Below are 24,021 nucleotides of genomic sequence, written 5' to 3'. Positions count from 1 at the left end.
GTGTGACCCGCCGGTCTGAGGCCGCGTGGGCCGGCCGGTCCTGAACCCGAGTCCGTCCCGGCCGCAAGGGCTCCCGGGCCCCGGGCCCCGGGCTCCGCGCGGACGGGCCGCCGCCCGGCCCGCGGTTCAGACGGTGGGGCCCGCCGCGTATGCGGCCAGGTGCTCGGCGGTGAGCGTGGACCCGGCGGCGACCAGGTCGGCGGGGGTGCCCTCGAAGACGACCCGCCCGCCCTCGCGGCCCGCCCCCGGGCCGAGGTCGATGATCCAGTCGGCGTGCGCCATGACCGCGAGGTGGTGCTCGACGACGACGACCGACTTGCCGGAGTCCACGAGCCGGTCGAGGAGGGCGAGGAGCTGACCCACGTCGGCGAGGTGGAGGCCGGTGGTGGGTTCGTCGAGGACGTAGACGCCTCCCGACTCCCCCATGTGGGTGGCCAGCTTCAGTCGCTGGCGTTCTCCGCCGGAGAGGGTGGTCAGGGGCTGCCCCAGGGTGAGGTAGCCGAGGCCGACGTCGTCGAGCCGGGAGAGGACGCGGTGCGCGGCGGGTGTGCGGGCCTCGCCGGCGGCGAAGAAGTCCAGGGCCCGGGAGACCGGCATGGCGAGGACCTCGCTGATGTCCTGTCCGCCGAGGCGGTACTCGAGGACGGCCGGCTGGAACCGCTTGCCCTCGCAGTCCTCGCACGGCGTGGCGACGCCCGCCATCATGGCCAGGTCGGTGTAGACGACGCCCGCCCCGTTGCAGCTCGGGCAGGCGCCCTCGGAGTTGGCGCTGAACAGGGCCGGCTTGACGCCGTTGGCCTTGGCGAAGGCCTTGCGGATCGGCTCGAGCAGGCCGGTGTAGGTGGCGGGGTTGCTGCGCCGGGAGCCGCGGATCGGGCTCTGGCCGACGGAGACCACGCCGGTCTCGGCCCCCAGCGGGGTGCCGACCAGGGAGCCGTGGACGAGGGAGCTCTTGCCGGAGCCGGCGACGCCGGTGACGACGGTCAGCACGCCGAGCGGGATGTCGACGTCGACGTCCTGGAGGTTGTGCGCGGCGGCGCCCCGGATCTCGAGGTGGCCGGTGGGGGTGCGGACCTTCTCCTTGAGGAGGGTGCGGTCCTCCAGGTGGCGTCCCGTGACCGTGGCGGACTCGCGCAGCCCGTCGACGGTGCCCTCGAAGCAGACCGTGCCGCCCGCGGTGCCCGCGCCGGGGCCGAGGTCGACGACGTGGTCGGCGATCGCGATGGTCTGCGGCTTGTGCTCGACGACCAGGACGGTGTTGCCCTTGTCGCGCAGACGCAGCAGCAGGTCGTTGACGCGCCGGATGTCGTGGGGGTGCAGGCCGACGGTGGGCTCGTCGAAGACGTAGGTGACGTCGGTGAGGCTGGAGCCGAGGTGGCGGATCATCTTCACCCGCTGGGCCTCGCCGCCGGAGAGGCTGCCGGTGGGCCGTTCGAGGGAGAGGTAGCCCAGGCCGATCTCGACGAAGGAGTCGAGCAGGCCCCGCAGGGAGCCGAGGAGGGGCGCCACCGAGGGTTCGTCCAGCTCGCCGGTCCAGGCGGCGAGTTCGTCGATCTGCAGGGCGCAGAGGTCGGCGATGTTCCGGCCGCGGATGCGGGAGGAGCGGGCGGCCTCGCTCAGGCGGGTGCCGTCGCACTCGGGGCAGCGCACGAAGGTGACCGCGCGGTCCACGAACTCGCGGATGTGCGGCTGCATCGCCTCGCGGTCCTTGGAGAGGATCGACTTGCGGAGCTTGGGGATGAGCCCTTCGTAGGTGAGGTTGGCGCCCTCGACCTTGACCTTGACCGGCTCGTGGTGGAGGAAGTCCTCCATCTCCTGGTTGGTGAACTCGCGGATGGGCTTGTTCGGGTCGAGGAAGCCGGAGGCGGCGTAGGTCCTGACCGTCCACCAGCTGTCGGACTTCCAGCCGGGGATGGTGAAGGCGCCCTCGGCGATCGACCTGGAGTCGTCGTAGAGCTGGGTGAGGTCGATGTCGGAGACCGTGCCGCGGCCCTCGCAGCGGGGGCACATGCCGCCGGTGCGGGAGAAGGTCTGCTTGACCGCCTTGGCGTTGCCGCGTTCGACGGTGATGGCGCCGCTGCCCCGGACGGAGGGGGTGTTGAAGGAGAAGGCGCTGGGAGGCCCGATGTGGGGGTCCCCGAGGCGGCTGAAGAGGATCCGCAGCAGGGCGTTGACGTCGGTGACGGTGCCGACGGTGGAACGGGGGTCGCCGGCGATGCGTTCCTGGTCGACGACGATGGCGGTCGTCAGGCCTTCGAGGACGTCGACGTCGGGGCGGGCCAGGGAGGGCATGAAGCCCTGGACGAAGGCGCTGTAGGTCTCGTTGATCAGCCGCTGGGACTCCGCGGCGACGGTCTCGAAGACCAGGGAGCTCTTCCCGGAGCCGGAGACGCCGGTGAAGACGGTGAGCCTGCGCTTGGGGATGTCGACGCTCACGTCGCGGAGGTTGTTGACCCGGGCTCCGTGGACGCGGATCAGGTCATGAGCGGTGCGGGCCGGGGTCTCCGGCCGGTTGACGCCCTGGGGCTCGGCTTCGGTCATGACGTCCTCCAACGCGGCGTACGGTGGGCGGGCACGACCGCGTCCGGGCGCACCGGGGCCAGGGCCCCCGTGCTCGCCCCCTGGAGCGGCCACGCGGGCAAGACTAGACGTCACCACCGACAACGCCGCCGCTCTGCCCCCGCACCGTGGTGGACGTCGCGGACGTGCGGGGCGGGGCGGCCCGTCCGGGGGCCTCGTCCTCCGGGAAGCGGCCGTGCCGGCCGGCGCCGGCGGCGAACCGGGCGGCCCCGGCGACGCCCTCGCGTTCCACGACGGGGACGCCCGCCGCTCCTTCCGCCCGCAGCGCGTCCGCGAGGGGCAGGTCCAGGCCCGCGTAGACGGATCCAGGGCGCGGCCGAAACCGACGATCCCGGGCAGGCGGGCGGTTCCGCCGTCGATCAGGGGCACCCCCAGCGCCGGCAGAAGACGCCCATCACGGCGTCGCGTTCGACGACGCGGAGGTCGGCGAGCAGGGCCAGTTCCAGGCCGCCGGCGACGGCGTGCCCGGCGACGGCGGCGATCAGCGGCTTGGTGAGGTGGGTCCGGGTGGGGCCCATGGGGCCCGGTGCCGAGCCGTCGGGGGTGAGCTCGTTGCGGCGGGCGGGGTCGGCGACGGCGGTGAGGTCGGCACCGGCGCAGAAGGTGCCCCCTGAGCCGGCCAGGACCGCGACCTTCCGGTCCGGGTCGGCCTCGAACTCCTCGAAGGCGCGCAGCAGTTCGGTGGCCATGGGACCGTCCACGGCGTTGCGGCGCTCGGGGCGGTCGAGCCGGATGGTGGTGACGGGGCCGTCGGTGTCGACCCGTACGTCGGGCACGGGTACCTCCAGTCTTCTCGGGGTGGGCGAACCGTGCGGCGGACCGTGTGACCAACCGTGTGCGGCTCGGACGTGGGCAGCGGACGGGCCCGGTGACAAGCGGTCGGGCCCGGCGACAAGCGGTCGGGCCCGGTGACAAGCGGTGTCCCCCTGCTGATCGCGGTGGGACCCGGCCCCGAACCGGCGCGCCGGTCACGGTAGTTGGCGGCTGTGGTGTCGGACGCGGGACCGTGTGCCGTGGTTCCGGGCTGGCGTTCGACCCGTTTCCTCGCTCTCGCCCGCCTCGTTGGGCATGCGTCGAAGAAGCCCGGGCGGACGAGGCTTTGCAGGCGGGCGGCGGGACGAGGGCTGGTGTTCGCCGTCGGGGGCCGGGCCGGTGCAACGGGCCGACGTGTGGTGCCTCCCTCTCCGCCCCCTACGAAGGGAAACGCCCCGGTGCGAGTGACCGACATCCAGCGATGCGACGTGCGCCCCGGACTGCTCGTCGAGTGGACGCTCAGTCCGGACACCGTCGAGGCGGCCGCCCGCCTGCCGGAGGACGCGCGTCCTCCGGCGTACGTGCAGGAGTCGCACATCAGGACGGCCCGGTCGGTGCGCGAGGACGGTCTGTTCGTCCCGACCTGGGTCGGAGCGGCGTTCGACGTCCCGGGGGCGGTGGACCTGGACGCGCTCCAGCACGCCCTGCACACCTGGACGCTGCGGCACGAGACGCTGCGCAGCGGGTTCCGCTGGGACGGCGGCGCCATGCGCCGGTTCACGCTGGACGCCGACGCGGTGCGCCTGCGGCGCGAGGTGGTCGGCGAGTTCGGCGACCCGCGGCGGCTGGCCGGCCACCTGCAGGACCGGTTCGACGTCGCCGCGGACGCGCTGGACTGGCCGAACTTCATCTACGCGGCGGTGGTCCGGGAGGACTGCGCCAGCGTCTACATGGCCTTCGACCACAGCAACGTGGACGCCTACTCGCTGCACCGCATCCCCGCCGAGGTGCACGAGTTCTACGCGGCGGCCCTGGAGGGCCGGACGGTGGAGCAGCCGCCCGCGGGCAGTTACGTCGACTTCTGCGAGGCGGAGCGGGCGGACGCGGACCGGGTGGACGACGGCCACGAGATCGTGGCGCGCTGGCGGGAGTTCGTGGCCCGGTGCGACGGGCGGCTGCCCGGCTTCCCGGTCGACCTGGGGCTGGAGGCGGAGGGCAAGCTGCCCACGCAGAAGCTGATGCAGGACATGCTGGGCGGGGCCGGTGAGGCGGCCGGGTTCGAGGCGTACTGCCGGCCGTTCGGCGGTTCCCTGGTGGGCGTGCTGGCCGCGACGGCGGTCATCGTGCGGGAGATCTCGGGCACGGACGTGTACCGGACGGTGGTGCCCTTCCACACCCGGGCCAAGTCGCAGTGGCAGGACTCCGTGGGCTGGTACGTCGGCGGGGTGCCCATCGAGGTGGACCTGTCGGACGGGGCCGGGTTCGAGGAGGCGCTGCGGCGGGTGCGGTCGGCGCTGCGGGAGAACCGGCGGCTGGCGCGGATGCCGATCGCGCGGGTGCTGCGGCTGCTGGGGGCGGAGTTCCGGCCCACCTCGCCCGACCTGTACTCGATCGTGTCGTTCGTCGACGGCCGCACGGTGCCCGCGTCGGAGCGGTGGGACGAACTGCACGCGTACGGGCTGCTGCGGGTGTCGTACGGGGACCAGGTGTGCGTGTGGGTGAGCAGGGTGCACGAGGGGCTGCAGTTCGCCGCCCGGTACCCGGACACCGGTCCGGCGCTGCGGAGCATGGAGCGGTACCTGGAGCGGCTGCGGGAGCTCGTCGCGGAGGTCGCCCGGGCGTCGGCCGGGGCGCGGGAACCGGGGGCCCTGGTGTGAGACGGGCGCCGTCCGGATAGGGTGAGGCTCCACCGACTCGTGGTGCAGGAACCCGGTGCGATTCCGGGGCGGTTCCGCCACTGTGACGTTCCCCTGTCCGGGGACGCAGCCAGACACTGGCCACGGGTTGTCCGACCGTCGTACGGGGCGAGAACCCCGAGGGAGGATCACGGCCTTGACCGTGCCTGTTGCCCTGCTGTCCACGTCCGACACCGATCTGCTCTCCGCGCGGGCCAGTGGCGCCGCGTACGTGTGGGCGAATCCGTCCCGGGCCTCCGACGAGGAACTCGCCGCCGCCGTGGAGGGCGCCGCCCTGGTGGTGGTGCGGCTGCTCGGCTCCCCGCACGACCTGTGGCCCGGGCTGGCCGCGGTCCGGGAACGGGGGACGCCGCTGGTGGTGCTCGGCGGCGAGCTCCAGCCGAGCGCCGAGCTGATGGAGCACTCGACCGTGCCGGTGGGGGTGGCCGCGGACGCGCACCGTTACCTGGCGGAGGGCGGCCCGGCCAACCTGCGGCGGCTGCACGCCTTCCTCTCCGACACCGTGCTGCTGACCGGAGAGGGCTTCGAGCCGCCGGAGGCCGTGCCGCTGTGGGGGTTCGCCGAGCGGGAGCCGCGGGACCCGTCGCTCCCCCGGGTGGGCATCCTCTACTACCGGGCGCACGAGGCCGGCGGGAACGCGGCGTTCGCGCACGACCTGGCGGACGCGGTGGACGCCACCGGTCACGCGGTGGGCGTGCCGGTGTTCGCGGGGTCGCTGCGGTCGGCGCCGGACGAGCTGTACGCGGCGCTCGGCGGGTTCGACGCCCTGGTGGTGACCGTGCTCGCGGCGGGCGGCAGCGTCCCGGCGTCGGCGGGCGCCGGGGGCGACGACGAGGCGTGGGACGTGGAGCGGATGGCCGCTCTGGACGTCCCGGTGCTGCAAGGGCTCTGCCTGACGAGTTCGCGGGCCGAGTGGGAGGCGTCGGAGGACGGCGTCACGCCGCTGGACTCGGCGAGCCAGATCGCCATCCCGGAGTTCGACGGGCGGATCATCACCGTGCCGTTCTCCTTCAAGGAGATCGACCGGGACGGGCTGCCCCGCTACGTCGCGGACCCCGAGCGGTGCGCCCGGCTGGCGGGGATCGCGGTGAACCACGCCCGGCTGCGGCACGTCCCGAACGGGGAGAAGCGGCTCGCGGTCGTGCTGTCGGCGTATCCGACGAAGCACTCCCGGATCGGCAACGCCGTCGGCCTGGACACACCCCGCTCGGCGGTGCGGCTGCTGCGCCGTCTGCGGGAGGAGGGCTACGACCTGGGCGCTCCCGGTGAGCTGCCGGGGCTGGACCTGCCGGACGACCAGGAGGCCGGTGACGCGCTGATCCACGCGGTGATCGCGGCGGGTGGGCAGGACGAGGAGTGGCTGACCTCCGGGCAGCTCACCGACGCCCATGTGCGGATCACCGCCGACGAGTACGCGGCGTGGACGGCGGACCTGCCCGAGGCTTTGCGGGAGGCGATGGCCGAGGCGTGGGGTCCCGCCCCGGGCCGGCTCTTCGTCAACGAGGCCGGCGAGATCGTGCTGGCCGCGTTGCGGGCGGGCAACGTGGTGGTGCTGGTGCAGCCGCCGCGCGGCTTCGGGGAGAACCCGGTGGCGATCTACCACGATCCGTCGCTGCCGCCGAGCCACCACTACCTGGCCGCCTACCGCTGGCTGGAGAACGGTTTCGGCGCGCACGCGGTCGTCCATCTGGGCAAGCACGGTTCGCTGGAGTGGCTGCCGGGCAAGAACGCCGCGCTGTCGGCGGAGTGCGCCACCGACGCGGCGCTGGGCTCGCTGCCGCTGGTCTACCCGTTCCTGGTGAACGACCCGGGCGAGGGCGCGCAGGCCAAGCGGCGTGCGCACGCCACCGTCGTCGACCACCTGATCCCGCCGATGGCACGCGCCGAGTCCTACGGGGACATCGCGCGGCTGGAGCAGCTGCTGGACGAGCACGCCAACATCGCGTCGATGGACCCGGCCAAGCTGCCGGCGGTCCGGGGTGAGATCTGGTCGCTGATGCGCGCGGCCGAGATGCACCGGGACCTCGGGCTCGAACAGCGCCCGGACGACGAGGAGTTCGACGACTTCCTGCTCCATGTCGACGGCTGGCTGTGCGAGATCAAGGACGCGCAGATCCGGGACGGCCTCCATGTGCTGGGCGAGGCCCCCGAGGGCGAGGCCCGGGTCAACCTGGTGCTGGCGATCCTGCGGGCCGCCCAGGTGTGGGGCGGGGTCGGCGGGGCGGTGCCCGGGCTGCGCAAGGCTCTGGGCCTGAAGGACGACGAGCGGCTGGAGACGGTCGACGGCGTGGAGGCGCGTGCGCGCGCGCTGGTCGAGCGCATGGAGGCGGCCGGCTGGAGCCCCGGGGCGGCGGCCGCGCTGCACGACGATCCCGAGGTGCGGCGGGTGCTGGAGTTCGCCGCCGAGCAGGTGGTGCCTCGGCTGGCGCGGACGACGGAGGAACTGGACCACGTCGTCCACGCGCTGGCCGGCGGGTACGTGCCCGCGGGCCCCTCGGGGTCGCCGCTGCGCGGCCTGGTGAACGTGCTGCCGACCGGGCGGAACTTCTACACCGTCGATCCGCGGGCGGTGCCGTCGCGGCTGGCCTGGCAGACCGGTCAGGCGATGGCCCGCTCGCTGGTGGAACGGCACCTCGAGGAGACCGGGGAGTATCCGAGGTCGGTCGGCCTGTCGGTGTGGGGGACGGCGGCGATGCGGACCTCCGGCGACGACGTCGCGGAGGTGCTGGCACTGCTGGGCGTGCGGCCCGAGTGGGACGAGGCGTCCCGGCGGGTGTCGCGGCTGGAGGTGGTGCCGGCGGAGGAGCTGGGCCGCCCCCGGATCGACGTGACGGTGCGGATCTCCGGCTTCTTCCGGGACGCCTTCCCGCACGTGGTGGCGATGCTGGACGACGCGGTGCGGATGGTGGCCGCGCTCGACGAGCCCGACGAGAGCAACTTCGTGCGGGCGCACGCCCGGGCGGACCTCGCGGAGCACGGCGACGAACGCCGCGCCACCACGCGGATCTTCGGCTCCAAGCCGGGCTCCTACGGCGCGGGCATCCTGCAGCTGGTGGAGTCGGGCAGCTGGCGTGACGACCGCGACCTGGCCGAGGTGTACACGGCGTGGGGCGGGTTCGCGTACGGCCGCGGTCTCGACGGCGTGCCGGCGGCGGACGACATGCGCGCCAACTACCGCCGGATCAAGGTGGCGGCGAAGAACATCGACAGCGCCGAACACGACATCGCGGACTCCGACGACTACTTCCAGTACCACGGCGGCATGATCGCCACCGTGCGCGCGCTGACCGGCGCCGACCCGAAGGCGTACGTGGGCGACTCCACCACGCCGGACGCGGTGCGCACCCGCACGCTCGCCGAGGAGACCGCCCGGGTGTTCCGGGCGCGCGTGGTCAACCCGCGGTGGATCGCGGCGATGCGCCGCCACGGCTACAAGGGCGCGTTCGAGCTGGCGGCGACGGTGGACTACCTCTTCGGCTTCGACGCCACGGCCGGGGTGGTGCACGACTGGATGTACGAGAAGCTGGCCGCCGAGTACGTGCTGGACGAGGAGACGCAGGAGTTCCTGCGCCGTTCCAACCCGTGGGCGCTGCACGGCATCGTGGAGCGGCTGCACGAGGCGGCGGAGCGGGGCCTGTGGGCCGAGCCCGACCCCGCGACGCTGCAGGCGATGTCCGAGGTGTACCTGGAGGTCGAGGGCGAGCTGGAGGAGCGGTCCGAGTGAGCGTGGCGGTGCGGGTGCGGATCCTCGGCATCGGCATGGGTCCGCGCCACCTGACGGCCGAGGTCGTGGAGGCGCTGCGGGCCTGCGACTACGCGGTGGCGGCCCGCAAGTCCGAGGACGACGGGCTGCTGGAACTACGGCGCGCGGTGTGCGCGGCGCAGGGCGTGGAGCTGGTGGAGGTGCCCGACCCGGAGCGGGACCGCCGCGACCCGAAGGACTATCCGGGGGCGGTGGCGGCCTGGCACGAGGCGCGGGTCGCCGCCTACGAACGGGTGCTGGCCGCCCGCGGCGGCACGGCGGCGTTCCTGGTGTGGGGCGATCCGTCGCTGTACGACTCGACGGTGCGGATCGTGGAACGGATCGCCGAGCGGGCCGTGGTGCCGGTGGAGTACGACGTGCTGCCGGGGGTGAGCGCGCCGCAACTGCTGGCGGCGCGGCACCGGATGGTGCTGCACGAGGTGGGCCGGCCGGTGCAGGTGACCACGGCCCGCCGGCTGGCCGAGGCGGTCGCCGCCGGGCAGGAGAACATCGTGGTGATGCTCGGGTCCGAGCCGCGGTTCGAGGGGCTGGAGGACTGGCGGGTGTGGTGGGGCGCCAACCTCGGCACCGACAGCGAGGAGTTGGCGGCCGGCCGGGTGGGCGAGGTGCTGCCGGAGATCGTGCGGGCGCGGGCCCGGGCCCGGGAGAGCGCCGGCTGGGTGATGGACGTGTGTCTGCTGAGGAAGGACGCGGCGCGATGAGCGGGCTGCTGGTCGCGGGGACCACCTCGGACGCCGGGAAGTCCGTGGTGACGACGGCGCTGTGCCGGGCGTTCGCGCGGCGCGGGCTGCGGGTGGCGCCGTACAAGGCGCAGAACATGTCGAACAACTCGATGGTCTGCCTCGGCCGGGACGGCGTGGCGGCGGAGATCGGGCGGGCCCAGTGGGTGCAGGCGCTGGCGGCGCGGGCGGTGCCGGAGCCGGGGATGAACCCGGTCCTGCTGAAGCCGGGCACGGACCGCCGCAGCCATGTGGTGCTGATGGGGCAGCCGGCCGGGGCGGTGTCCTCGGCGGACTGGGAGGCGGGGCGCCGGCACCTGGCCGAGGCGGCGCACGCCGCCTACGACGACCTGTCCGCCCGGTTCGACGTGGTGGTGGCCGAGGGCGCCGGCAGCCCGGCGGAGATCAATCTGCGGGCGGGCGACTACGTCAACATGGGGCTGGCCCGGCACGCCGGTCTCCCCGTGGTGGTGGTCGGCGACATCGACCGGGGCGGGGTGTTCGCCTCGATGTACGGCACGGTGGGCCTGCTGGAGCCCTCCGACCAGGCGCTGGTCGCCGGGTTCGTGGTCAACAAGTTCCGCGGTGACGTGGGGCTGCTGAGGCCGGGGCTGGAGGATCTGGAGCGGATCACCGGGCGCCGGGTGTTCGGTGTGCTGCCGTGGGACCCGGGGCTGTGGCTGGACTCGGAGGACGCCCTGGACCTGGAGGGCCGGCGTGCCCGCGGGGACGCCGTGCGCCGGGTGGCGGTGGTGCGGCTGCCGCGGATCAGCAACTTCACGGACGTGGACGCGCTCGGTCTGGAACCGGACCTGGACGTGGTGTTCGCGTCGGGCCCGCGGGACCTGGCGGACGCGGACCTGGTGGTGCTGCCGGGGACCCGGTCGACGCTGGCCGACCTGGAGTGGCTGCGGGCGCGGGGCCTGGACCGGGCCGTGGTGGACCACGCGCGGCGGGGGCGCCCGGTGCTGGGGATCTGCGGCGGCTTCCAGATGCTGGGGCGGGTCGTCCTCGACCCGGACGGGGTCGAGGCCGGCCCGGGGGCGTCCGCCGAAGGGCTGGGACTGCTGGACGTGCGCACGGACTTCGCGGTGGACAAGACGCTGCGGCTGCCCGAGGGGTCGGCGCTCGGCGCCCCGGCGTCCGGGTACGAGATCCACCACGGGCGGATCACGGTGGGCGGCGGGGCCGTGGAGTTTCTGGGCGGGGCCCGGTCGGGCAACGTGTTCGGGACGATGTGGCACGGCAGCCTGGAGGGCGACGCGTTCCGGGAGGCGTTCCTCGCCGAGACGCTCGACCTCGCGCCCTCGGGCGTGCAATTCGAGGAGGCCCGCGAGGCGCGCGTCGAGCGGCTGGCGGACCTGGCGGAGAAGTACCTGGACGTGGACGCGCTGGAGGTCCTGGCGCGGGACGGGGCGCCTCAGGGGCTGCCCCTGCTGCCGCCCGGAGGTGTGCGGTGAGGCTGCTGCTGCTGGGCGGGACGTCGGAGGCGCGTGAGCTGGCGGCCCTGCTGGTGGACGCGGGGGTGGACGTGACGTCCTCCCTGGCGGGGCGGGTGGCGCGGCCCCGGCTGCCGGTGGGCAGGGTGCGGATCGGCGGGTTCGGCGGGGTGCCGGGACTGGTGGCGGCGCTGGACGGATTCGACGCGGTGGTGGACGCCACCCATCCGTTCGCCCGCGGGATGACCGCCAACGCGGTTGCCGCCTGCGGGAGTTCCGGGGTGCCGTTGCTGCGGCTGGAGCGCCCGGGCTGGGACCCGGATCCGGCGTGGACGTATGCCGACTCGCACGAGGAGGCCGCCGAGGTGGCCGCCCGGCTGGGCAGGCGTCCCTTCGTGACGGTGGGGCGGCAGGAACTGGCGCGGTTCGTGCCGGCCCTGCGGACGGCGGCCGTGCTGGCGCGTGTCGTCGACGTGCCGGAGCTCGAACTCCCCGCCGCCTGGCGCCTGGTGACGAGCCGGGGGCCGTACTCGCTCGACGGGGAGCGGGAGTTGTTCCGGGAGCACGCCGTGGACGTGCTGGTGACCAAGGACTCCGGCGGGACCTACACCTGGCCCAAGATGGCGGCGGCCCGCGAACTGCGGGTGCCGGTGGTGCTGGTGCGGCGGCCGGCCGACGGGCACGGCGTTCCGGTGGTGCACGACGTGGCCGAGGCGTTCGCCTGGGTGCGCGAGGCGGCTCGGGGGACGGCGGCCGGTCAGGCGGTCTCCGGGGCGGGTACCGCGTAGCCGGGCAGGGACGGCCAGCGCACGGTGAGCACCACCGACTCCTCCTCCGCCACCCAGGAGTGGTCGACGCCCTCCCCCCAGACGACGTAGTCCCCCTGTCGTTCCAGCACGACGCTGCGGCCGGGGAACTCCACGCGGAAGCGGCCGCTGACGAGGACCTGGAGGGCGGTGCGGCGCTCGCCGCGCACCCATTGCGCGCGCCGGTCGCCCTTGGGGTGGACGCCCCATTTGATCTCCACGGCCTCGCTGTGCCGCGGGTCGCCCTCGTCCTTGAAGTGCCCGAGCAGCCAGCCGCGGTCCAGGGCCGCGTCCTGGCCGGCGTTGCCGACGTACACGCTGTCGTCCATGTGCCCGGACCCTAACAGCCGCGCGCCCCGGACCTGCGGCGCAAGGCCGAGGCACCCGCGGCGCCCGCGGCGGCGGTGATCGCGGCGGCCAGGCAGACGCGGCGGGCCAGGGCGGTGGCACGGGGGATGTCGGCGGGGGCGGGGGGCGGTCCGTCGCCCATCACGGCACGCTGCTCGGTGCGGGCGCCGTACCGGTTGGTGCCGCCGAGGCGGATGCCGAGGGCGCCGGCGAACGACGCTTCCACGACGCCCGCGTTCGGGCTGGGGTGCGCGGCGGCGTCCCGGCGCCAGGCGCGCAGCGGCGCCGCTGGACCGGCCGGGGAGGTGACGGCGGTGAGGACGCCGGCGAGGCGGGAGCCGGGGAGGTTGAGCAGGTCGTCGAGGCGGGCGGAGGCCCAGCCGAAGCGCTCGTGACGCGGGGTGCGGTGGCCGACCATGGCGTCGAGGGTGTTGGCCGCCCGGTAGGCGAGCAGGCCGGGCACCCCGGCCGCCGCGCCCCAGACGAGCGGGGCGACCACGGCGTCGGAGGTGTTCTCGGCGACCGACTCCACCACGGCGCGGGCGATCTGGGCCTCGTCCAGGGTGGTGGTGTCCCGGCCCACCAGGGAGCGGAGGCGAAGACGGGCAGCGGGCAGGTCGGGTGCGGCGAGGCGGGTGTGGACGGCCGTGGCCTCGCGTTCCAGGGTACGGCCGCCGAGGACGGCCCAGGTGGCGGCGGCGGTGACGGCGAGGTGAGCGGCGGGGTGGCGGGCGGCGGCCCGCTCCACGGTGACGCCCAGGGCGGCGGCTCCGCCGACCAGCAGGGCCGTGTAGGCGGCCCCGCGGGCACGGGAGTCGGCGTGCGTCCGCTCCTCCAGCGCGGCGGCGACGGTGCCGAAGCCGGCCACCGGGTGGAGGCGGCGGGGGTCGCCGAGGAGCCGGTCGGCCAGGTGGCCGAGCAGGAGGCCCGCGGCGCGGGTGTTCAGGCGCGAGGGGCGCATGCCCGTACCTCCGCGAGGGCGTCGAGGAAACGGCGGCTGGTCTCCGGCGGGCGGACGGCCAGGCGGATCCACGACGGGTCGAGTCCGGGGAAGGTGTCGGCGCGCCGGGCGGCGACGCCGTGGGCGCGGAGCAGACCGTGCACCCCCTCCCCCGGGCGGGCCAGCACGAAGGGCGCGGCGGAGGGGACGAACGGGACGCCGGCGTCGGCGAGGCCGTCCTGGAGGTACTGCCGCCAGGACGTCAGCAGGCGGGCGCGCGTGTCGGCCTCGGGCAGGGCCTGCGGGGCCGTGCAGGCGACGGTGGCGGCGACGGCCGGGGAGGACAGCGACCACGGGGTCTGGGCCCGGGCGAGCTCCCGCACGACGGCCGGGTCGCCGACGACATAGCCGGCGCGGATGCCGGGGATCGACCAGTGCTTGGTGAGGCTGCGGATGACGAGGAGCCCGTCCGAGCGGTCGTCGGCCAGGGATTCCGGCTCGCCGGGAACGGCGTCCATGAACGCCTCGTCGACGACGACCAGCCGGCCGCGGCGGCGCAGGGCCCGCACGGTAGCCGCCGGGTGGAGGACGCCGGTCGGGTTGGTGGGGTTGCCGACGACCACCAGGTCGGCGTCCTCGGGCACGGCGGCCGGGTCGAGGGCGAAGCCGTCGGCCTCGCCGCACAGCACGGTGGTGACGGTGTGTCCGGCCTGTTCCAGGGCGGCGTGGGGCTCGGTGAACTGCGGGTGGACGACGACCGGACGCCGCCAGGGCCGGAGCCGGGCGACCAGGGTGAAGGCCTCGGCCGCCCCCGCGGTGGGCAGCGCCTCGGCCGGCGGGCGCGCGTGGCGGCGGGCGACGGCCCGGCGGGCGGGTTCCGGGTCGGGGTACGCCGCGGCCTCGGCGATGCCGGCGTGCAGGGCGCGCTCGAGCCAGTCGGGGCGCTCGCCGGAGTAAACGTTGACGGCGAGGTCGAGGAGTCCGTCACGGGCCTCCACGTCGCCGTGGTGCCGCAGCGGGTCCGCGACGGGGGTCGCGGGGGCGCCCGCGGGGGCTGCGGGCGCCGCCGGTGCCGCGGGCTCGACCGGTGCCGGGCCCGCCGACGGTACCGAAGCGGGCACCGGGACCGATGCGAACACCGGGGCCGATGCGGACACCGCGGCCGACGCGGGCACCGGGGCCGACACGGGCACCGGGGCCGACACGGGCACCGCGGCCGACACGGGCACCGGGGCCGTCGCGGGCACGGCTCCGACGGTCCGCGGCCCCGGGACGGGCGCCGCCGTGGTCCCGGTCGCCGCTTCGGCGAACCGCTGCGCGAGGCGGGGGTGGCCGGCCCAGTGGACGTGCAGGTAGGAGGCGTGCAGGGACGGTGAGGCGAATCCCTCGGGCAGGCCGTCGATCTCCCAGGCGGGGGTGGCGTCCGAGGCGGCGGGCGCGGTGGCGGTGCGGTGGAACTCGTGTCCGGTGACCCGCTCCCCCGCCCGGGTGAGGAGGGTGTCGCCGGGCGAGAGGGCCCGCGGGTAGCGCAGGGTGAGGCGTTCGGTCATCCGGGCGTGGGCCGGGACGGCGCCGGCCATGGCGGTGTCGTCCAGCGTTTCCGCCAGGTAGAGCAGCCCGGCGCACTCGGCGACGGTCGGCACACCGGCCCGGACGGCCTCGCGGATCTCGGCCAGCAGCGGCGCGTTGGCGGCGAGTTGCCCGGCGTACACCTCGGGGAAGCCGCCACCGAGGTAGAGGCCGCGGGTCCCGGCAGGCAGGGCGGGGTCGGTGAGCGGGTCGAAGGGCACGACCTGGCAGCCCGCCGCGGTGAGGAGTTCGTCGGTCTCGGCGTAGCGGAACGTGAACGCGCGGCCGCCCGCGACGGCGACGACGGGGCGGGCGCCCCCGGCCGGGGCGGTGACCTCGTCGGCCGGGTCCCAGGCGCGGGCACCGAGCGGCGGCGCGCTCCGGGCGAGGGCGAGGATCGCGTCCAGGTCGACCTGGCGGCCGATGCGCTCGCCGAGGCGTCGCACGGCCTCGGCGGAGTCGGCGCGTTCCGAGGCGGGGACCAGGCCGAGGTGCCGGGAGGGGGCGGCGATGTCCTCGTCGCGGTGGACGACGCCGAGCACGGGCAGGCGCAGCGCCCGGCGTATCTCGGCGACGTTGCGCTGCGAGCCGGCCTTGTTGAGGATGACGCCGACGACCTCGACGGACGGGTCGTAGGCGGCCATGCCCTCGACGATCGCGGCGGCCGAGCGGGACATGCGGGAGATGTCGACGACCAGGACGACGGGGGTCCGGGTGAGGGCGGCGACATGGGCGGTCGAGGCGAAGCCGTCGCCGCCGATGCGTCCGTCGTGCAGGCCCATCACGCCTTCGACGACCGCGAGGTCGGCGCCCCGAGCCCCGTGGAGGAGGAGCGGCGCCACCCGTTCCTCGCCGACGAGGTGGGGGTCGAGATTGCGGCCCGGGCGGCCGGTGGCGAGGGCGTGGTAGCCGGGGTCGATGTAGTCGGGCCCGGTCTTGTGGCCGCTGACGGTGTGCCCGGCGTCGCGGAGGGCGGCCATCAGGCCGGTGGCGACGGTGGTCTTGCCCTGTCCGGTCATGGGGGCGGCGATCATGATCCGCGGCAGGCGCCCGTCCGGCGTGTCCCGGGGCCCGGTGGGGTCGGAGGTCACCATTCGATGCCCCGCTGGCCCTTCTGGCCCGCGTCCATGGGGTGCTTGATCTTGGTCATCTCGGTGACGAGGTCGGCCGCTTCGAGCAGTTCGGGGGCGGCGCGGCGGCCGGTGATCACCACGTGCTGGCGGCCCGGGCGCTCGCGGAGGGCGGTGACGACGTCCTCGACGTCGATCCAGCCCCAGGCGATGGGGTAGGTGAACTCGTCGAGGACCAGCAGGTCGTAGGTCTGGTCGGCGAGGCGGCGCTTGATCTCGGCCCAGCCTTCGACGGCGGCCGCGGCGTGGTCCTCGCCGTCGCCCTGCTTGCGGGTCCAGGACCAGCCGGAGCCCATCTTGTGCCAGTCGACGGGGCCGCCCTCGCCGGTCTCCTCGTGGAGCCGGCCGAGGCGTTCGAGGACGGTCTGCTCGCCGATGCGCCACTTGGCGGACTTGACGAACTGGAAGACGCCGATGCGCCAGCCCTGGTTCCAGCCGCGCAGGGCGAGGCCGAAGGCGGCGGTCGACTTGCCCTTGCCGTCGCCGGTGTGGACGACGAGGAGGGGCTTGTTGCGGCGCTGGCGGGTGGTGAGGCCGTCGTCAGGGACGACGGCGGGCTGTCCCTGGGGCATCAGGCGGCCCTCTCTCGGACGGCGGTGCTCAGCGCGGCGGCGCTGACCTCGCGGACGGGCAGGTGGTCGGCGTGCAGGCGGGCGGCCAGGTGCGCGGCGAGGCCGAGGCGCAAGGGCCCGGACTCGCTGTCGACGACGACGGTGCTGACGCCGAGGGAGGCGACCTGGTCGGCGGCGTGCAGGGAGCGGGCGACGGCGTCCTTGCCCCCGGTGGCGCGGCCGTCGGTGACCACGACCAGCAGGGGCCGCAGCCGTGGGTCGCGGCGGCGTTCGCGGGCGACGACGCGGGCGGCCTCGAGCAGGCCCTCGGCGAGCGGGGTCCGGCCGCCCGCCGGGAGGTCGTCGAGGCGGGCGGCGGCGATGTCGACGGAGTGGGTGGGCGGGAGGGCGAGTTCGGCGGCGGTGCCGCGGAAGGTGATCAGGCCGACCTTGTCGCGGCGGCGGTAGGCGTCCAGGAGCAGGGACAGCACGGCGGTCTTGACCTGGACCATGCGCCTGCGCGCGGCCATGGAGCCGGAGGCGTCGACGCAGAACAGGACCAGGTTGGCCTCGCGTCCCTCCCTGACGGCGGTGCGCAGGTCCTCGGGGCGCAGGCGCAGGCGGCCGCCGGCCCGGTCGGTCGCGGTGCGGGCGGAGGCGGCGCGCACGGTCTCGACGAGGTGGAGGGGCCCGCGGGCGTCGCGGCCGGGCCGGGCGGTGCCGACGCGGCGGCCGCGGGTGCCGATGGCGCGGCTCCGGCGGCCGTCGGTGCCCTCGCCGGTGCCGCGGACGGTGAGGAGGCGGGGGCGGTAGGGGGCGGTGGCCTGGACGGTGCTGGTCCGGCCGTGGGCCTGGGGCCCGGTGTCGCCGGGCTTCCCCCCGTCGTGGGCGGCGGGCGTGTCGAGGGGGGCGGCGTCGCCGGAGGGGTCGGCCGTGCCGTCGGTGCCGGGCGTGGCGCCGGCGGAGGTGTGCGGCTCGTCCCGGCCCGGCGGGCGGGCGGCGTCCTCCTGGTGGGGTCCGCCGGGCTCCTCCGCTTCCGGGTCGTCACCGGGGGCGTCGTCCTGCGGGCCGTCCCGGCCGGGGGCGTCGTCCGGGCCGTCCTGCCCGTCCGGCCCTCCGGACCCTGGTGGGGTGGGCGGGTCCGGCGGGAGTTCGTCGTCGCCGAGGATCCGGTCGAGCAGGTCCTCGTCGAGGCCGGGCGCGTCGAAGGGGTTGCGGCGCCGGCGGTGGGGCAGGGCGAGCCGGGCGGCGCGGCGGATGTCGGCGCGGGTGACGGTGGTCCGCCCGGCCCAGGCGGCGTGGGCGACGGCGGTGCGGGCGGTGACGATGTCGGCGCGGAGCCCGTCGACGTCGAACGCGGCGCATATCTCGGCGATCTTGCCGAGGGCGGTGTCCGACAGCGTGACCCGGGACAGCCGTGCGCGGGCGGCGGCGACACGGGCGGCCAGGGCCTGCTCCGCCGGCCGGTGGCGGGCGGCGAAGGCTGCGGGATCGGCGTCGTAGGCCATCCGGCGGCGCACCACCTCGGCGCGGGCTGCCGGGTCGCGGGGTGCGGCGACCTCGACGGTGAGGCCGAACCGGTCGAGGAGCTGGGGGCGGAGTTCGCCCTCCTCGGGGTTCATGGTGCCGATGAGCAGGAACCGGGCGGCGTGCTCCATGGAGAACCCGTCGCGTTCGACGGTGACACGGCCGGTGGCGGCGGCGTCGAGGAGCAGGTCGACCAGGTGGTCGGGCAGGAGGTTGACCTCGTCGGCGTAGAGGATGCCGCGGTGGGCGCGGGCCAGCAGGCCGGGTTCGTAGGCCACCTTGCCGTGCGAGAGGGCCTGTTCGAGGTGGAGGGAGCCGAGGACGCGGTCCTCGGTGGCGCCGACGGGGAGTTCCACCAGGCGGACCGGGCGGCTCTCCAGGGGCGTGCCGGGCTCGAAGGGGCCGTCCGGGGAGTCGTCGTCCGGGTCGGCGGGGTCGGTGGAGAACCGGTCCTGGGGGTGGACGTCGACGGGCGGCAGCAGGGCGGCCAGCGCGCGGGCCGCGGTGGACTTGGCGGTGCCCTTCTCGCCGCGGACCAGGACGCCGCCGATGGCCGGTGAGATGCCGGTCAGCACCAGGGAGAGGCCGAGGTCGTCGAGTTCGGCGGCGTCGCAGCCGACGATCGCGGAAAAGGGGTAGTGCGTACGCACCAATGGCATGTGAGGCTCCCGCTCGTTTCGCCATCCGTAAGGGGCGGGCGCGAGGCCGGTCTTCGGACTTGCCGAGTCCTCGTGAGCGAGGCTCGGTTCACCGCAGCGGGCCTGTGCCGGATTCTCACCGGGCTTCCCAGATTCTCCCCGTGGACCGTCCTCACCGTTTCCGATGGCTGGGCCGTAGGGGCACCTCGTGCCTGTGATCGACCACGATAGCGTCAGGGGTATGACGATCGGCACGCCCCCTCCCCTCCTTCCCGAAATCGCGGCCCCCCGCGTCACCGTCGTCGGCGTGGCCGCCGACGGATGGGCCTCGCTGCCCGAGCGGTTGCGGCGCGTTGTGCTGGGGGCGGACGTGGTGCTGGGCGGGCGGCGGCACCTGGCGATGCTGCCGGAGGTGGCGGGGCAGCGCCGGGAGGCGTGGCCCTCGCCGCTGCGGGAGGGGCTGCCGGCCCTGCTGGAGTCCGCGGGCGGGGCGCGGGTGGTGGCACTGGCCTCCGGCGATCCGCTGGTGTCGGGGATCGGCACGACGCTCCTGGACCTGCTGGGGGCCGGGGCGGTGCGGGTCGAACCCGCGGTCTCCTCGGTGGCGTTGGCGCGGGCCCGGATGGGCTGGCCGTCGGAGCGGTGCGCGGTGGTGACCCTGGTGGGCCGTGATCCGCGGCTGCTGCTGCGGGAGTTGGCGCCCGGCCACCGGGTGCTGGTGCTGTCCTCGGACGCGCGGACGCCGGACGCGGTGGCGGCGCTGCTGGCGGGCGCGGGGTACGGGGCGACCGTGATGACGGTGCTCGGTGATCTGGGCGCGTCGACGGAGTCCCGGCTGGCGGCCACGGCGGACGCCTGGCTGGCGTCGCCTCCCCAGGACGTGCCTGAACTGCACGTGCTGGCACTGGAGTTGGCGGGGCCGCCGGCCTACGGTCTGGTGGCGGGGCTGCCGGACGACGCGTTCGAGAACGACGGTCAGCTCACCAAGCGCGATCTGCGGGCCTCGGCGCTGGCCCGGCTGGCGCCCGCGCCGGGGCAGCACCTGTGGGACGTGGGCGCGGGCGCGGGCTCGGTGGGGATCGAGTGGATGCGGGCGCACCCGACCTGCCGCACCACGGCGGTGGAGGCGGACGCAGGGCGGGCGGAACGGGTGGCGCGGAACGCGGGCCGGCTGGGCGTGCCGGGGCTGCGGGTGGTGACCGGGCGGGCGCCCGGCGCGCTGGACGGGCTGCCGGCCCCGGACGCGGTGTTCGTGGGCGGCGGGGCGACCCGGCCGGGCGTCCTGGAGGCCTGTCTCGGGGCGCTCCCGCCGGGCGGCCGGCTGGTGGTGCACGGGGTGACGCTGGAGACCGAGGTGATGCTGGCGGACGCCTACCGCCGCCATGGCGGGGAGTTGACCCGCCTGGCGGTGGAGACGACGGCGCAGATCGGCTCGTTCACCGGGTGGACGCCGTCGCGCACGGTCACCCAGTGGAGCCTGACGGTGGGCTGAGGCGGGGACGGGCGGGGTCGTAGAGGAACGACTCCCCGCCGGGGGCCGGGTCGAGTGCCCGGCCCACCAGGATGACCGCGGCCTGCCGCAGTCCGGCCTCCTCGACGGCGTCGGCGATGTCGGCCACGGTGCCGCGGAGCACCGACTCCTGCGGCTGGCTCGCCCGGTGGACGACGACGACCGGGCAGTCGGGGCCGTACTCGGGCTCGATCTCCGCCATCAGGTCGCGGATCCGGGTGATGGCGAGGTGGAGCACCAGGGTGGCGCGGGTGGCGGCGAACGCGGCGAGCGACTCGGCACCGGGCATCGGCGTGGACCGGGCCCGGGTGCGGGTGAGGACCACCGACTGGGCCAGCAGCGGCACGGTCAGCTCCCGCCCCACCACGGCGGCCGCGGCGGCGTAGGCGGGCACGCCGGGGGTGACGTCCCAGGGCACTCCGTGCGCGTCGAGGCGGCGGGTCTGCTCGGCGAGCGCCGAGTAGAGCGAGGGGTCGCCGGAGGTCAGCCGCACGACCTGCTCCCCCGCCCGGTGGGCGGTGACCAGGTGCTCGGTGATGCGGTCGAGGTCGAGCCGCTGGGTGTCCACCAGCCGGGCGCCCGGGGCGCAGTGGTCGAGCACCTTCGGGTCGAGGTAGGTGCCCGGGTAGAGGACGGTGCCGGCCTCGGCGAGCAGGCGCACGGCGCGGACGGTGAGCAGGTCGGCGGCTCCGGGGCCGGCGCCGACGAAGTGGACGGTCATGGCTTCACCCACCGCGGGGTCCAGACGCGGCCGGTCGCCGAGACGCGGGTGCCGGAGGCGCCGACGACGAGCAGGCACCGCATGTCGATGGTGGCCGGGTCGAGTTCGCCGAGCGTGGTGACGGTCAGTTCCTCGCCGGCGCGTCCGACGTCGCGTCCCACCACGACCACGGTCTCCGGCTTGCGGTGTTCGAGCAGGACGCGGCGGGCGGTGGCGATCTGCTCGGTCCTCGACCGGGAGGCCGGGTTGTAGACGGCCAGGACCAGGTCGGCCTCGGCGACGGCGCGCAGCCGGCGTTCGACGACCTCCCAGGGCTTGAGCCGGTCGGAGAGGCTCATGACGGCGAAGTCGCCGCCGATCGGCGCCCCGGCCCGGGCGGCGACGGCCTGGACGGCGCTGACGCCGGGCAGCACGCGCACCGGGACCTCCTGGTAGGCGGGGTCCTCGGCAGCCTCCAGGACGGCGGTGGCCATGCCGAAGACGCCGGCGTCGCCGCCGGAGACCACGGCGACCCGCTCGCCGTTCCTCGCCAGTTCCAGTGCCAGGCGGGCGCGGTCGATCTCGACGGTGTTGCCGGAGGCGTGCCGGGTCAGTCCGGGGCGCTGCGGCACGCGGTCTACGTAGGGGCCGTAGCCGACGACGTGGTCCACCTCGGCCAGCGCCGCGGTGGCCTCGGGGGTGAGCCATGCCTCGGGGCCGGGACCGAGTCCGACGACCAGGAGTTCGGCGGCGGGCACGGCGGGGTGGGCCTCCGCCCCTTCCGGGGTCCGGTCCTCGGCGCGGGCCGGGGCCGTGTCCTGGTCGCCGTGCCGCCGTGAGCGGGTGCCGTTGCGGCTGTCGCCGGTGACGAGGATCAGGGAGAAGTACGGCACGGTGTCCGGGTCGACCTCGGCGACGGGCATCCGCCGTTCGCCCTCCATCGAGGCGCGCTCCACGTACACGGCGTGCTCCAGCCGTCCGGCCGCCTCCAGGGCGCGGCGGACGGCGGGGAAGGTGCGGCCCAGTTTCATCACCACGGCGGCGTCGGTGTCGGCGAGGCGGCGGGCGAGTTCGGGTTCGGGCAGGGTGCCGGGGAGGACGGTGAGCACGTCGGTCTGCCGGACCAGGGGCGCCGCGGCGACCGCGGTCGCGGCGGCGAACGCGGGGACGCCGGGCACGATCTCGGTCTCGTACCGCTCCGAGAGACGGTCGTGCATGTACATGTACGACCCGTAGAAGAGGGGGTCGCCCTCGGAGAGGAGCACCACGTCGCGTCCGGCGTCGAGGTGGGCGGCGAGACGGGCGGCGGACTCCTCGTAGAAGTCGGCCAGGGCGCCCGCGTAGCCGCCGGGGTGGTCGGTGACGCCGGTGGTGACCGGGTAGACCAGCCTCTCCTCGACGGCTGTGGGGGGTATGAGCGAGGCCGCGATCCGCCGGGCGTTGGACTCCTTGCGGACGCCGGCGTGGTAGGCGACGACGTCGGCGGAGCCGATCAGCCGGGCCGCCTTGAGCGTGATCAGTTCGGGGTCTCCGGGGCCGACGCCGACACCGTGGAAACGTCCGGTCACTCCTCCTCCTTGGCGAGTGCGTTGAGGGCAGACGACGTCATGGCGGATCCGCCGCGGCGGCCGTGGACGGTGACGTACGGGATGTCGATGCCGTGCCGGTCGGCGAGTTCGGTGAGGGCCTGCTTGGACTCGGCGGCGCCGATGAAGCCGACCGGGCAGCCGACGATCGCCGCGGGCCGGGGTGCTCCGTCGATCAGCATCTCCAGCAGGTGGAACAGGGCGGTGGGCGCGTTGCCGACGGCGACGACCGCGCCCTCCATCAGCGGCTCCCACAGGGAGACCGCCGCGGCGGTGCGGGTGGTGCGCCAGCGGCGGGCGAGGCCGGGTACGCGTTCGTCGCCGAGGAGGCAGACGACATCGTTGTCGGCGGGGAGCCGGCCGCGGGTGACTCCGGTGGCGACCATGGTGACGTCGCAGAGGATCGGGGCGCCCGCCCGCAGGGCGGCGCGGGCGGCGCCGACCAGGCCGGGGTGGATCACCAGGTCGTCGGCCAGGTCGACCTGTCCGGCGCCGTGGATCATGCGGACGGCGAGGCGTTCGGCCTCGGCGGGGATGTGGTCCAGGCGGGCCTCGCGGCGGATGGTGGCGAAGGAGTCGACGTAGATGGCCGGTCCGTCGGCGATGTAGTCGTAGTGGCGGTCGGGTCGGCGGGGCGTCGGGGCCCCCGTGGTGGTGGTCATGCGGCGGCTCCCGGGACGATCACTCCGCGCCAGGGGGTGACGGTGAGTTCGCCCGCGCCGGCGGCGCGGGCCTCGTCGACCAGTTCGGCGACGAGCTGCGGGGACATGCCCGCGTCGGTGACGGGGACGTGCCGGCCGCCCTCGGGGAGCGGGCCCGGCGGCAGCGGTGGCCCGGGGCTCGGCAGGCCCCGGTCCGGAGGCACGGACTCGCTCAGGGGGACGTCCAGTTCGACGACGTGCCAGGGCGCCGTGGGGCCGATCCCCCGGGCGTCCACGAAGTCCCGGGCGAGGCGGGTGAGGGCGGCGGCCGCCCCGCCGAGCGGGACGACCGGCCCCCAGGCGTCGCCGACGCGCAGCTGCGCGCCGTCGGCGTCGAGGGCCACCAGGCCGAGGTCGCAGGGGCGGGTCATCAGGTCGCCGCGGCCGTCGTCCAGGACGAAGAGGAAGCGGGCGGGCAGCGCGGCGAGGGCCGGGTCGGCGCAGAGCAGCCGGTCGAGTTCCCCGGCCACCGGCCGCAGGTCGGCCCGGCCGCCGGTCACGCCGGTGCGGGGCGAGACCATCACGTTCCTCACCAGTTCGTGGGTGCGCGAGGGCAGCAGGCCGGTGTCCTCGATCGCGGCGAGGACGGCGGTGCCGAGGCGGCCCTGGTGGCCGGGCAGGGCGCGGATCTGGAGGTTGGCGCGTCCGGTGACGTGGACGCGGCCGTCGCCGTGGCGTTCCGCGACGGCCGAGAGGGCGGTGAGGGAGTCGGTGGGGAGGCGGCCGCCGACGAGGCGGAGACGGACCAGGAGGCCGTCGTCGGCCGGCCAGGGGCGGAGCACGCCCGGGCAGCGGTCGCGGCGCGCGCGGCGTGCGGAGCTGAACGCGGAATCCATCGGGGACAC

The 24,021-nt window shown here is 75.5% G+C and carries 18 protein-coding genes, 2 pseudogenes and 2 riboswitches; of the genes and pseudogenes, 6 read left to right on the top strand and 14 right to left on the bottom strand.

What is annotated here, in order from left to right:
• Nucleotides 1-126: 126 nt before the first annotated feature.
• The 3 genes and pseudogenes from ABZ836_RS20780 to ABZ836_RS20770 form a co-directional block, all read right to left on the bottom strand.
• Nucleotides 127-2,541 (bottom strand): excinuclease ABC subunit UvrA, encoded by a 2,415-nt coding sequence (locus ABZ836_RS20780; protein ID WP_361144292.1) that lies wholly within the window; start codon nucleotides 2,539-2,541, stop codon nucleotides 127-129.
• Between the two features lie 103 nt (nucleotides 2,542-2,644).
• Nucleotides 2,645-2,812, bottom strand: a complete 168-nt coding sequence (locus tag ABZ836_RS20775; protein WP_361144295.1) for a hypothetical protein — start codon at nucleotides 2,810-2,812, stop codon at nucleotides 2,645-2,647.
• Between the two features lie 71 nt (nucleotides 2,813-2,883).
• Nucleotides 2,884-3,368: pseudogene (locus ABZ836_RS20770) on the bottom strand (enoyl-CoA hydratase-related protein); the annotation flags it as partial.
• A 423-nt stretch (nucleotides 3,369-3,791) separates the two neighbouring features.
• Between ABZ836_RS20770 and ABZ836_RS20765 the strand changes: the two are divergent.
• The 5 genes from ABZ836_RS20765 (at nucleotide 3,792) to ABZ836_RS20745 (ending at nucleotide 11,958) form a co-directional block, all read left to right on the top strand.
• Nucleotides 3,792-5,210: a condensation domain-containing protein gene (locus ABZ836_RS20765; RefSeq protein ID WP_361144193.1), complete on the top strand. Its 1,419-nt coding sequence runs from the start codon at nucleotides 3,792-3,794 to the stop codon at nucleotides 5,208-5,210.
• Nucleotides 5,211-5,217: 7 nt separating this feature from the next.
• Nucleotides 5,218-5,350: riboswitch (cobalamin riboswitch) on the top strand.
• Between the two features lie 41 nt (nucleotides 5,351-5,391).
• On the top strand, nucleotides 5,392-8,973 hold the full coding sequence (gene cobN / locus ABZ836_RS20760; protein WP_361144289.1) for a cobaltochelatase subunit CobN: 3,582 nt from the start codon (nucleotides 5,392-5,394) through the stop codon (nucleotides 8,971-8,973).
• A complete protein-coding gene (cobF, locus tag ABZ836_RS20755) occupies nucleotides 8,970-9,713 on the top strand; it encodes a precorrin-6A synthase (deacetylating) (RefSeq protein ID WP_361144190.1) in 744 nt (247 codons plus the stop codon). Before cobN ends, cobF begins: the two co-directional genes overlap by 4 nt.
• Entirely contained in the window at nucleotides 9,710-11,191 is a 1,482-nt protein-coding gene (locus ABZ836_RS20750; RefSeq protein ID WP_361144187.1) for a cobyric acid synthase, read from the top strand. Before cobF ends, ABZ836_RS20750 begins: the two co-directional genes overlap by 4 nt.
• Nucleotides 11,188-11,958 carry a cobalt-precorrin-6A reductase gene (locus ABZ836_RS20745; RefSeq protein ID WP_361144184.1) on the top strand — a complete coding sequence of 257 codons (771 nt, stop codon included), beginning with the start codon at nucleotides 11,188-11,190 and terminating at the stop codon, nucleotides 11,956-11,958. The genes ABZ836_RS20750 and ABZ836_RS20745 overlap by 4 nt, the downstream gene beginning before the upstream one ends.
• On the opposite strand, the gene ABZ836_RS20740 is transcribed toward ABZ836_RS20745, so the two are convergent.
• From ABZ836_RS20740 to ABZ836_RS20710, 7 genes and pseudogenes are all read right to left on the bottom strand, one after another.
• Nucleotides 11,928-12,305 carry a signal peptidase I gene (locus ABZ836_RS20740; protein ID WP_356133293.1) on the bottom strand — a complete coding sequence of 126 codons (378 nt, stop codon included), beginning with the start codon at nucleotides 12,303-12,305 and terminating at the stop codon, nucleotides 11,928-11,930. The two genes, ABZ836_RS20745 and ABZ836_RS20740, sit on opposite strands and share 31 nt — an antisense overlap.
• An 11-nt stretch (nucleotides 12,306-12,316) precedes the next feature.
• Nucleotides 12,317-13,285, bottom strand: coding sequence for a cobalamin biosynthesis protein (locus ABZ836_RS20735; RefSeq protein ID WP_361144181.1), 969 nt, complete (start codon nucleotides 13,283-13,285; stop codon nucleotides 12,317-12,319).
• The gene (gene cobC / locus ABZ836_RS20730; RefSeq protein WP_361144286.1) at nucleotides 13,267-14,262 is read right to left on the bottom strand and encodes an Rv2231c family pyridoxal phosphate-dependent protein CobC; all 996 of its coding nucleotides are present in this window, start codon (nucleotides 14,260-14,262) and stop codon (nucleotides 13,267-13,269) included. The genes ABZ836_RS20735 and cobC overlap by 19 nt, the downstream gene beginning before the upstream one ends.
• The gene (locus ABZ836_RS20725) at nucleotides 14,249-14,605 is read right to left on the bottom strand and encodes a hypothetical protein (protein ID WP_361144283.1); all 357 of its coding nucleotides are present in this window, start codon (nucleotides 14,603-14,605) and stop codon (nucleotides 14,249-14,251) included. The genes cobC and ABZ836_RS20725 overlap by 14 nt, the downstream gene beginning before the upstream one ends.
• A pseudogene (locus ABZ836_RS20720) lies at nucleotides 14,575-15,867 on the bottom strand (cobyrinate a,c-diamide synthase); the annotation flags it as partial. The gene ABZ836_RS20725 and the pseudogene ABZ836_RS20720, both read right to left, overlap by 31 nt.
• Nucleotides 15,868-15,920: 53 nt before the next feature.
• On the bottom strand, nucleotides 15,921-16,535 hold the full coding sequence (cobO, locus tag ABZ836_RS20715) for a cob(I)yrinic acid a,c-diamide adenosyltransferase (RefSeq protein WP_361144178.1): 615 nt from the start codon (nucleotides 16,533-16,535) through the stop codon (nucleotides 15,921-15,923).
• Nucleotides 16,535-18,700: a VWA domain-containing protein gene (locus tag ABZ836_RS20710; protein ID WP_361144175.1), complete on the bottom strand. Its 2,166-nt coding sequence runs from the start codon at nucleotides 18,698-18,700 to the stop codon at nucleotides 16,535-16,537. The genes cobO and ABZ836_RS20710 overlap by 1 nt, the downstream gene beginning before the upstream one ends.
• A gap of 26 nt (nucleotides 18,701-18,726) precedes the next feature.
• Nucleotides 18,727-18,865, bottom strand: a riboswitch (cobalamin riboswitch).
• A 55-nt stretch (nucleotides 18,866-18,920) separates the two neighbouring features.
• Here ABZ836_RS20710 and cbiE point away from each other — a divergent pair.
• Complete coding sequence (gene cbiE / locus ABZ836_RS20705) at nucleotides 18,921-20,171, top strand: precorrin-6y C5,15-methyltransferase (decarboxylating) subunit CbiE (RefSeq protein WP_361144173.1); 1,251 nt, start codon at nucleotides 18,921-18,923, stop codon at nucleotides 20,169-20,171.
• Here the strand turns inward: cbiE and ABZ836_RS20700 are convergent.
• From ABZ836_RS20700 to ABZ836_RS20685, 4 genes are read right to left on the bottom strand one after another with little or no spacing between them, the layout of a single operon-like run.
• On the bottom strand, nucleotides 20,143-20,910 hold the full coding sequence (locus ABZ836_RS20700; RefSeq protein WP_356133282.1) for an SAM-dependent methyltransferase: 768 nt from the start codon (nucleotides 20,908-20,910) through the stop codon (nucleotides 20,143-20,145). The genes cbiE and ABZ836_RS20700 overlap by 29 nt on opposite strands.
• Nucleotides 20,907-22,457, bottom strand: coding sequence for a precorrin-2 C(20)-methyltransferase (locus ABZ836_RS20695; RefSeq protein WP_361144170.1), 1,551 nt, complete (start codon nucleotides 22,455-22,457; stop codon nucleotides 20,907-20,909). The genes ABZ836_RS20700 and ABZ836_RS20695 overlap by 4 nt, the downstream gene beginning before the upstream one ends.
• Nucleotides 22,454-23,137 (bottom strand): precorrin-8X methylmutase, encoded by a 684-nt coding sequence (locus ABZ836_RS20690; protein WP_356133278.1) that lies wholly within the window; start codon nucleotides 23,135-23,137, stop codon nucleotides 22,454-22,456. The genes ABZ836_RS20695 and ABZ836_RS20690 overlap by 4 nt, the downstream gene beginning before the upstream one ends.
• Nucleotides 23,134-24,012: a precorrin-3B synthase gene (locus ABZ836_RS20685; protein WP_361144167.1), complete on the bottom strand. Its 879-nt coding sequence runs from the start codon at nucleotides 24,010-24,012 to the stop codon at nucleotides 23,134-23,136. The genes ABZ836_RS20690 and ABZ836_RS20685 overlap by 4 nt, the downstream gene beginning before the upstream one ends.
• Between the last annotated feature and the right edge of the window lie 9 nt (nucleotides 24,013-24,021).

The organism is Streptomyces sp. NPDC047130 (assembly GCF_040643475.1).
Lineage (GTDB): Bacteria > Actinomycetota > Actinomycetes > Streptomycetales > Streptomycetaceae > Streptomyces.
Note: the sequence above shows the minus strand (reverse complement) of the source record. Positions and strands in the feature narration are given on the sequence as shown.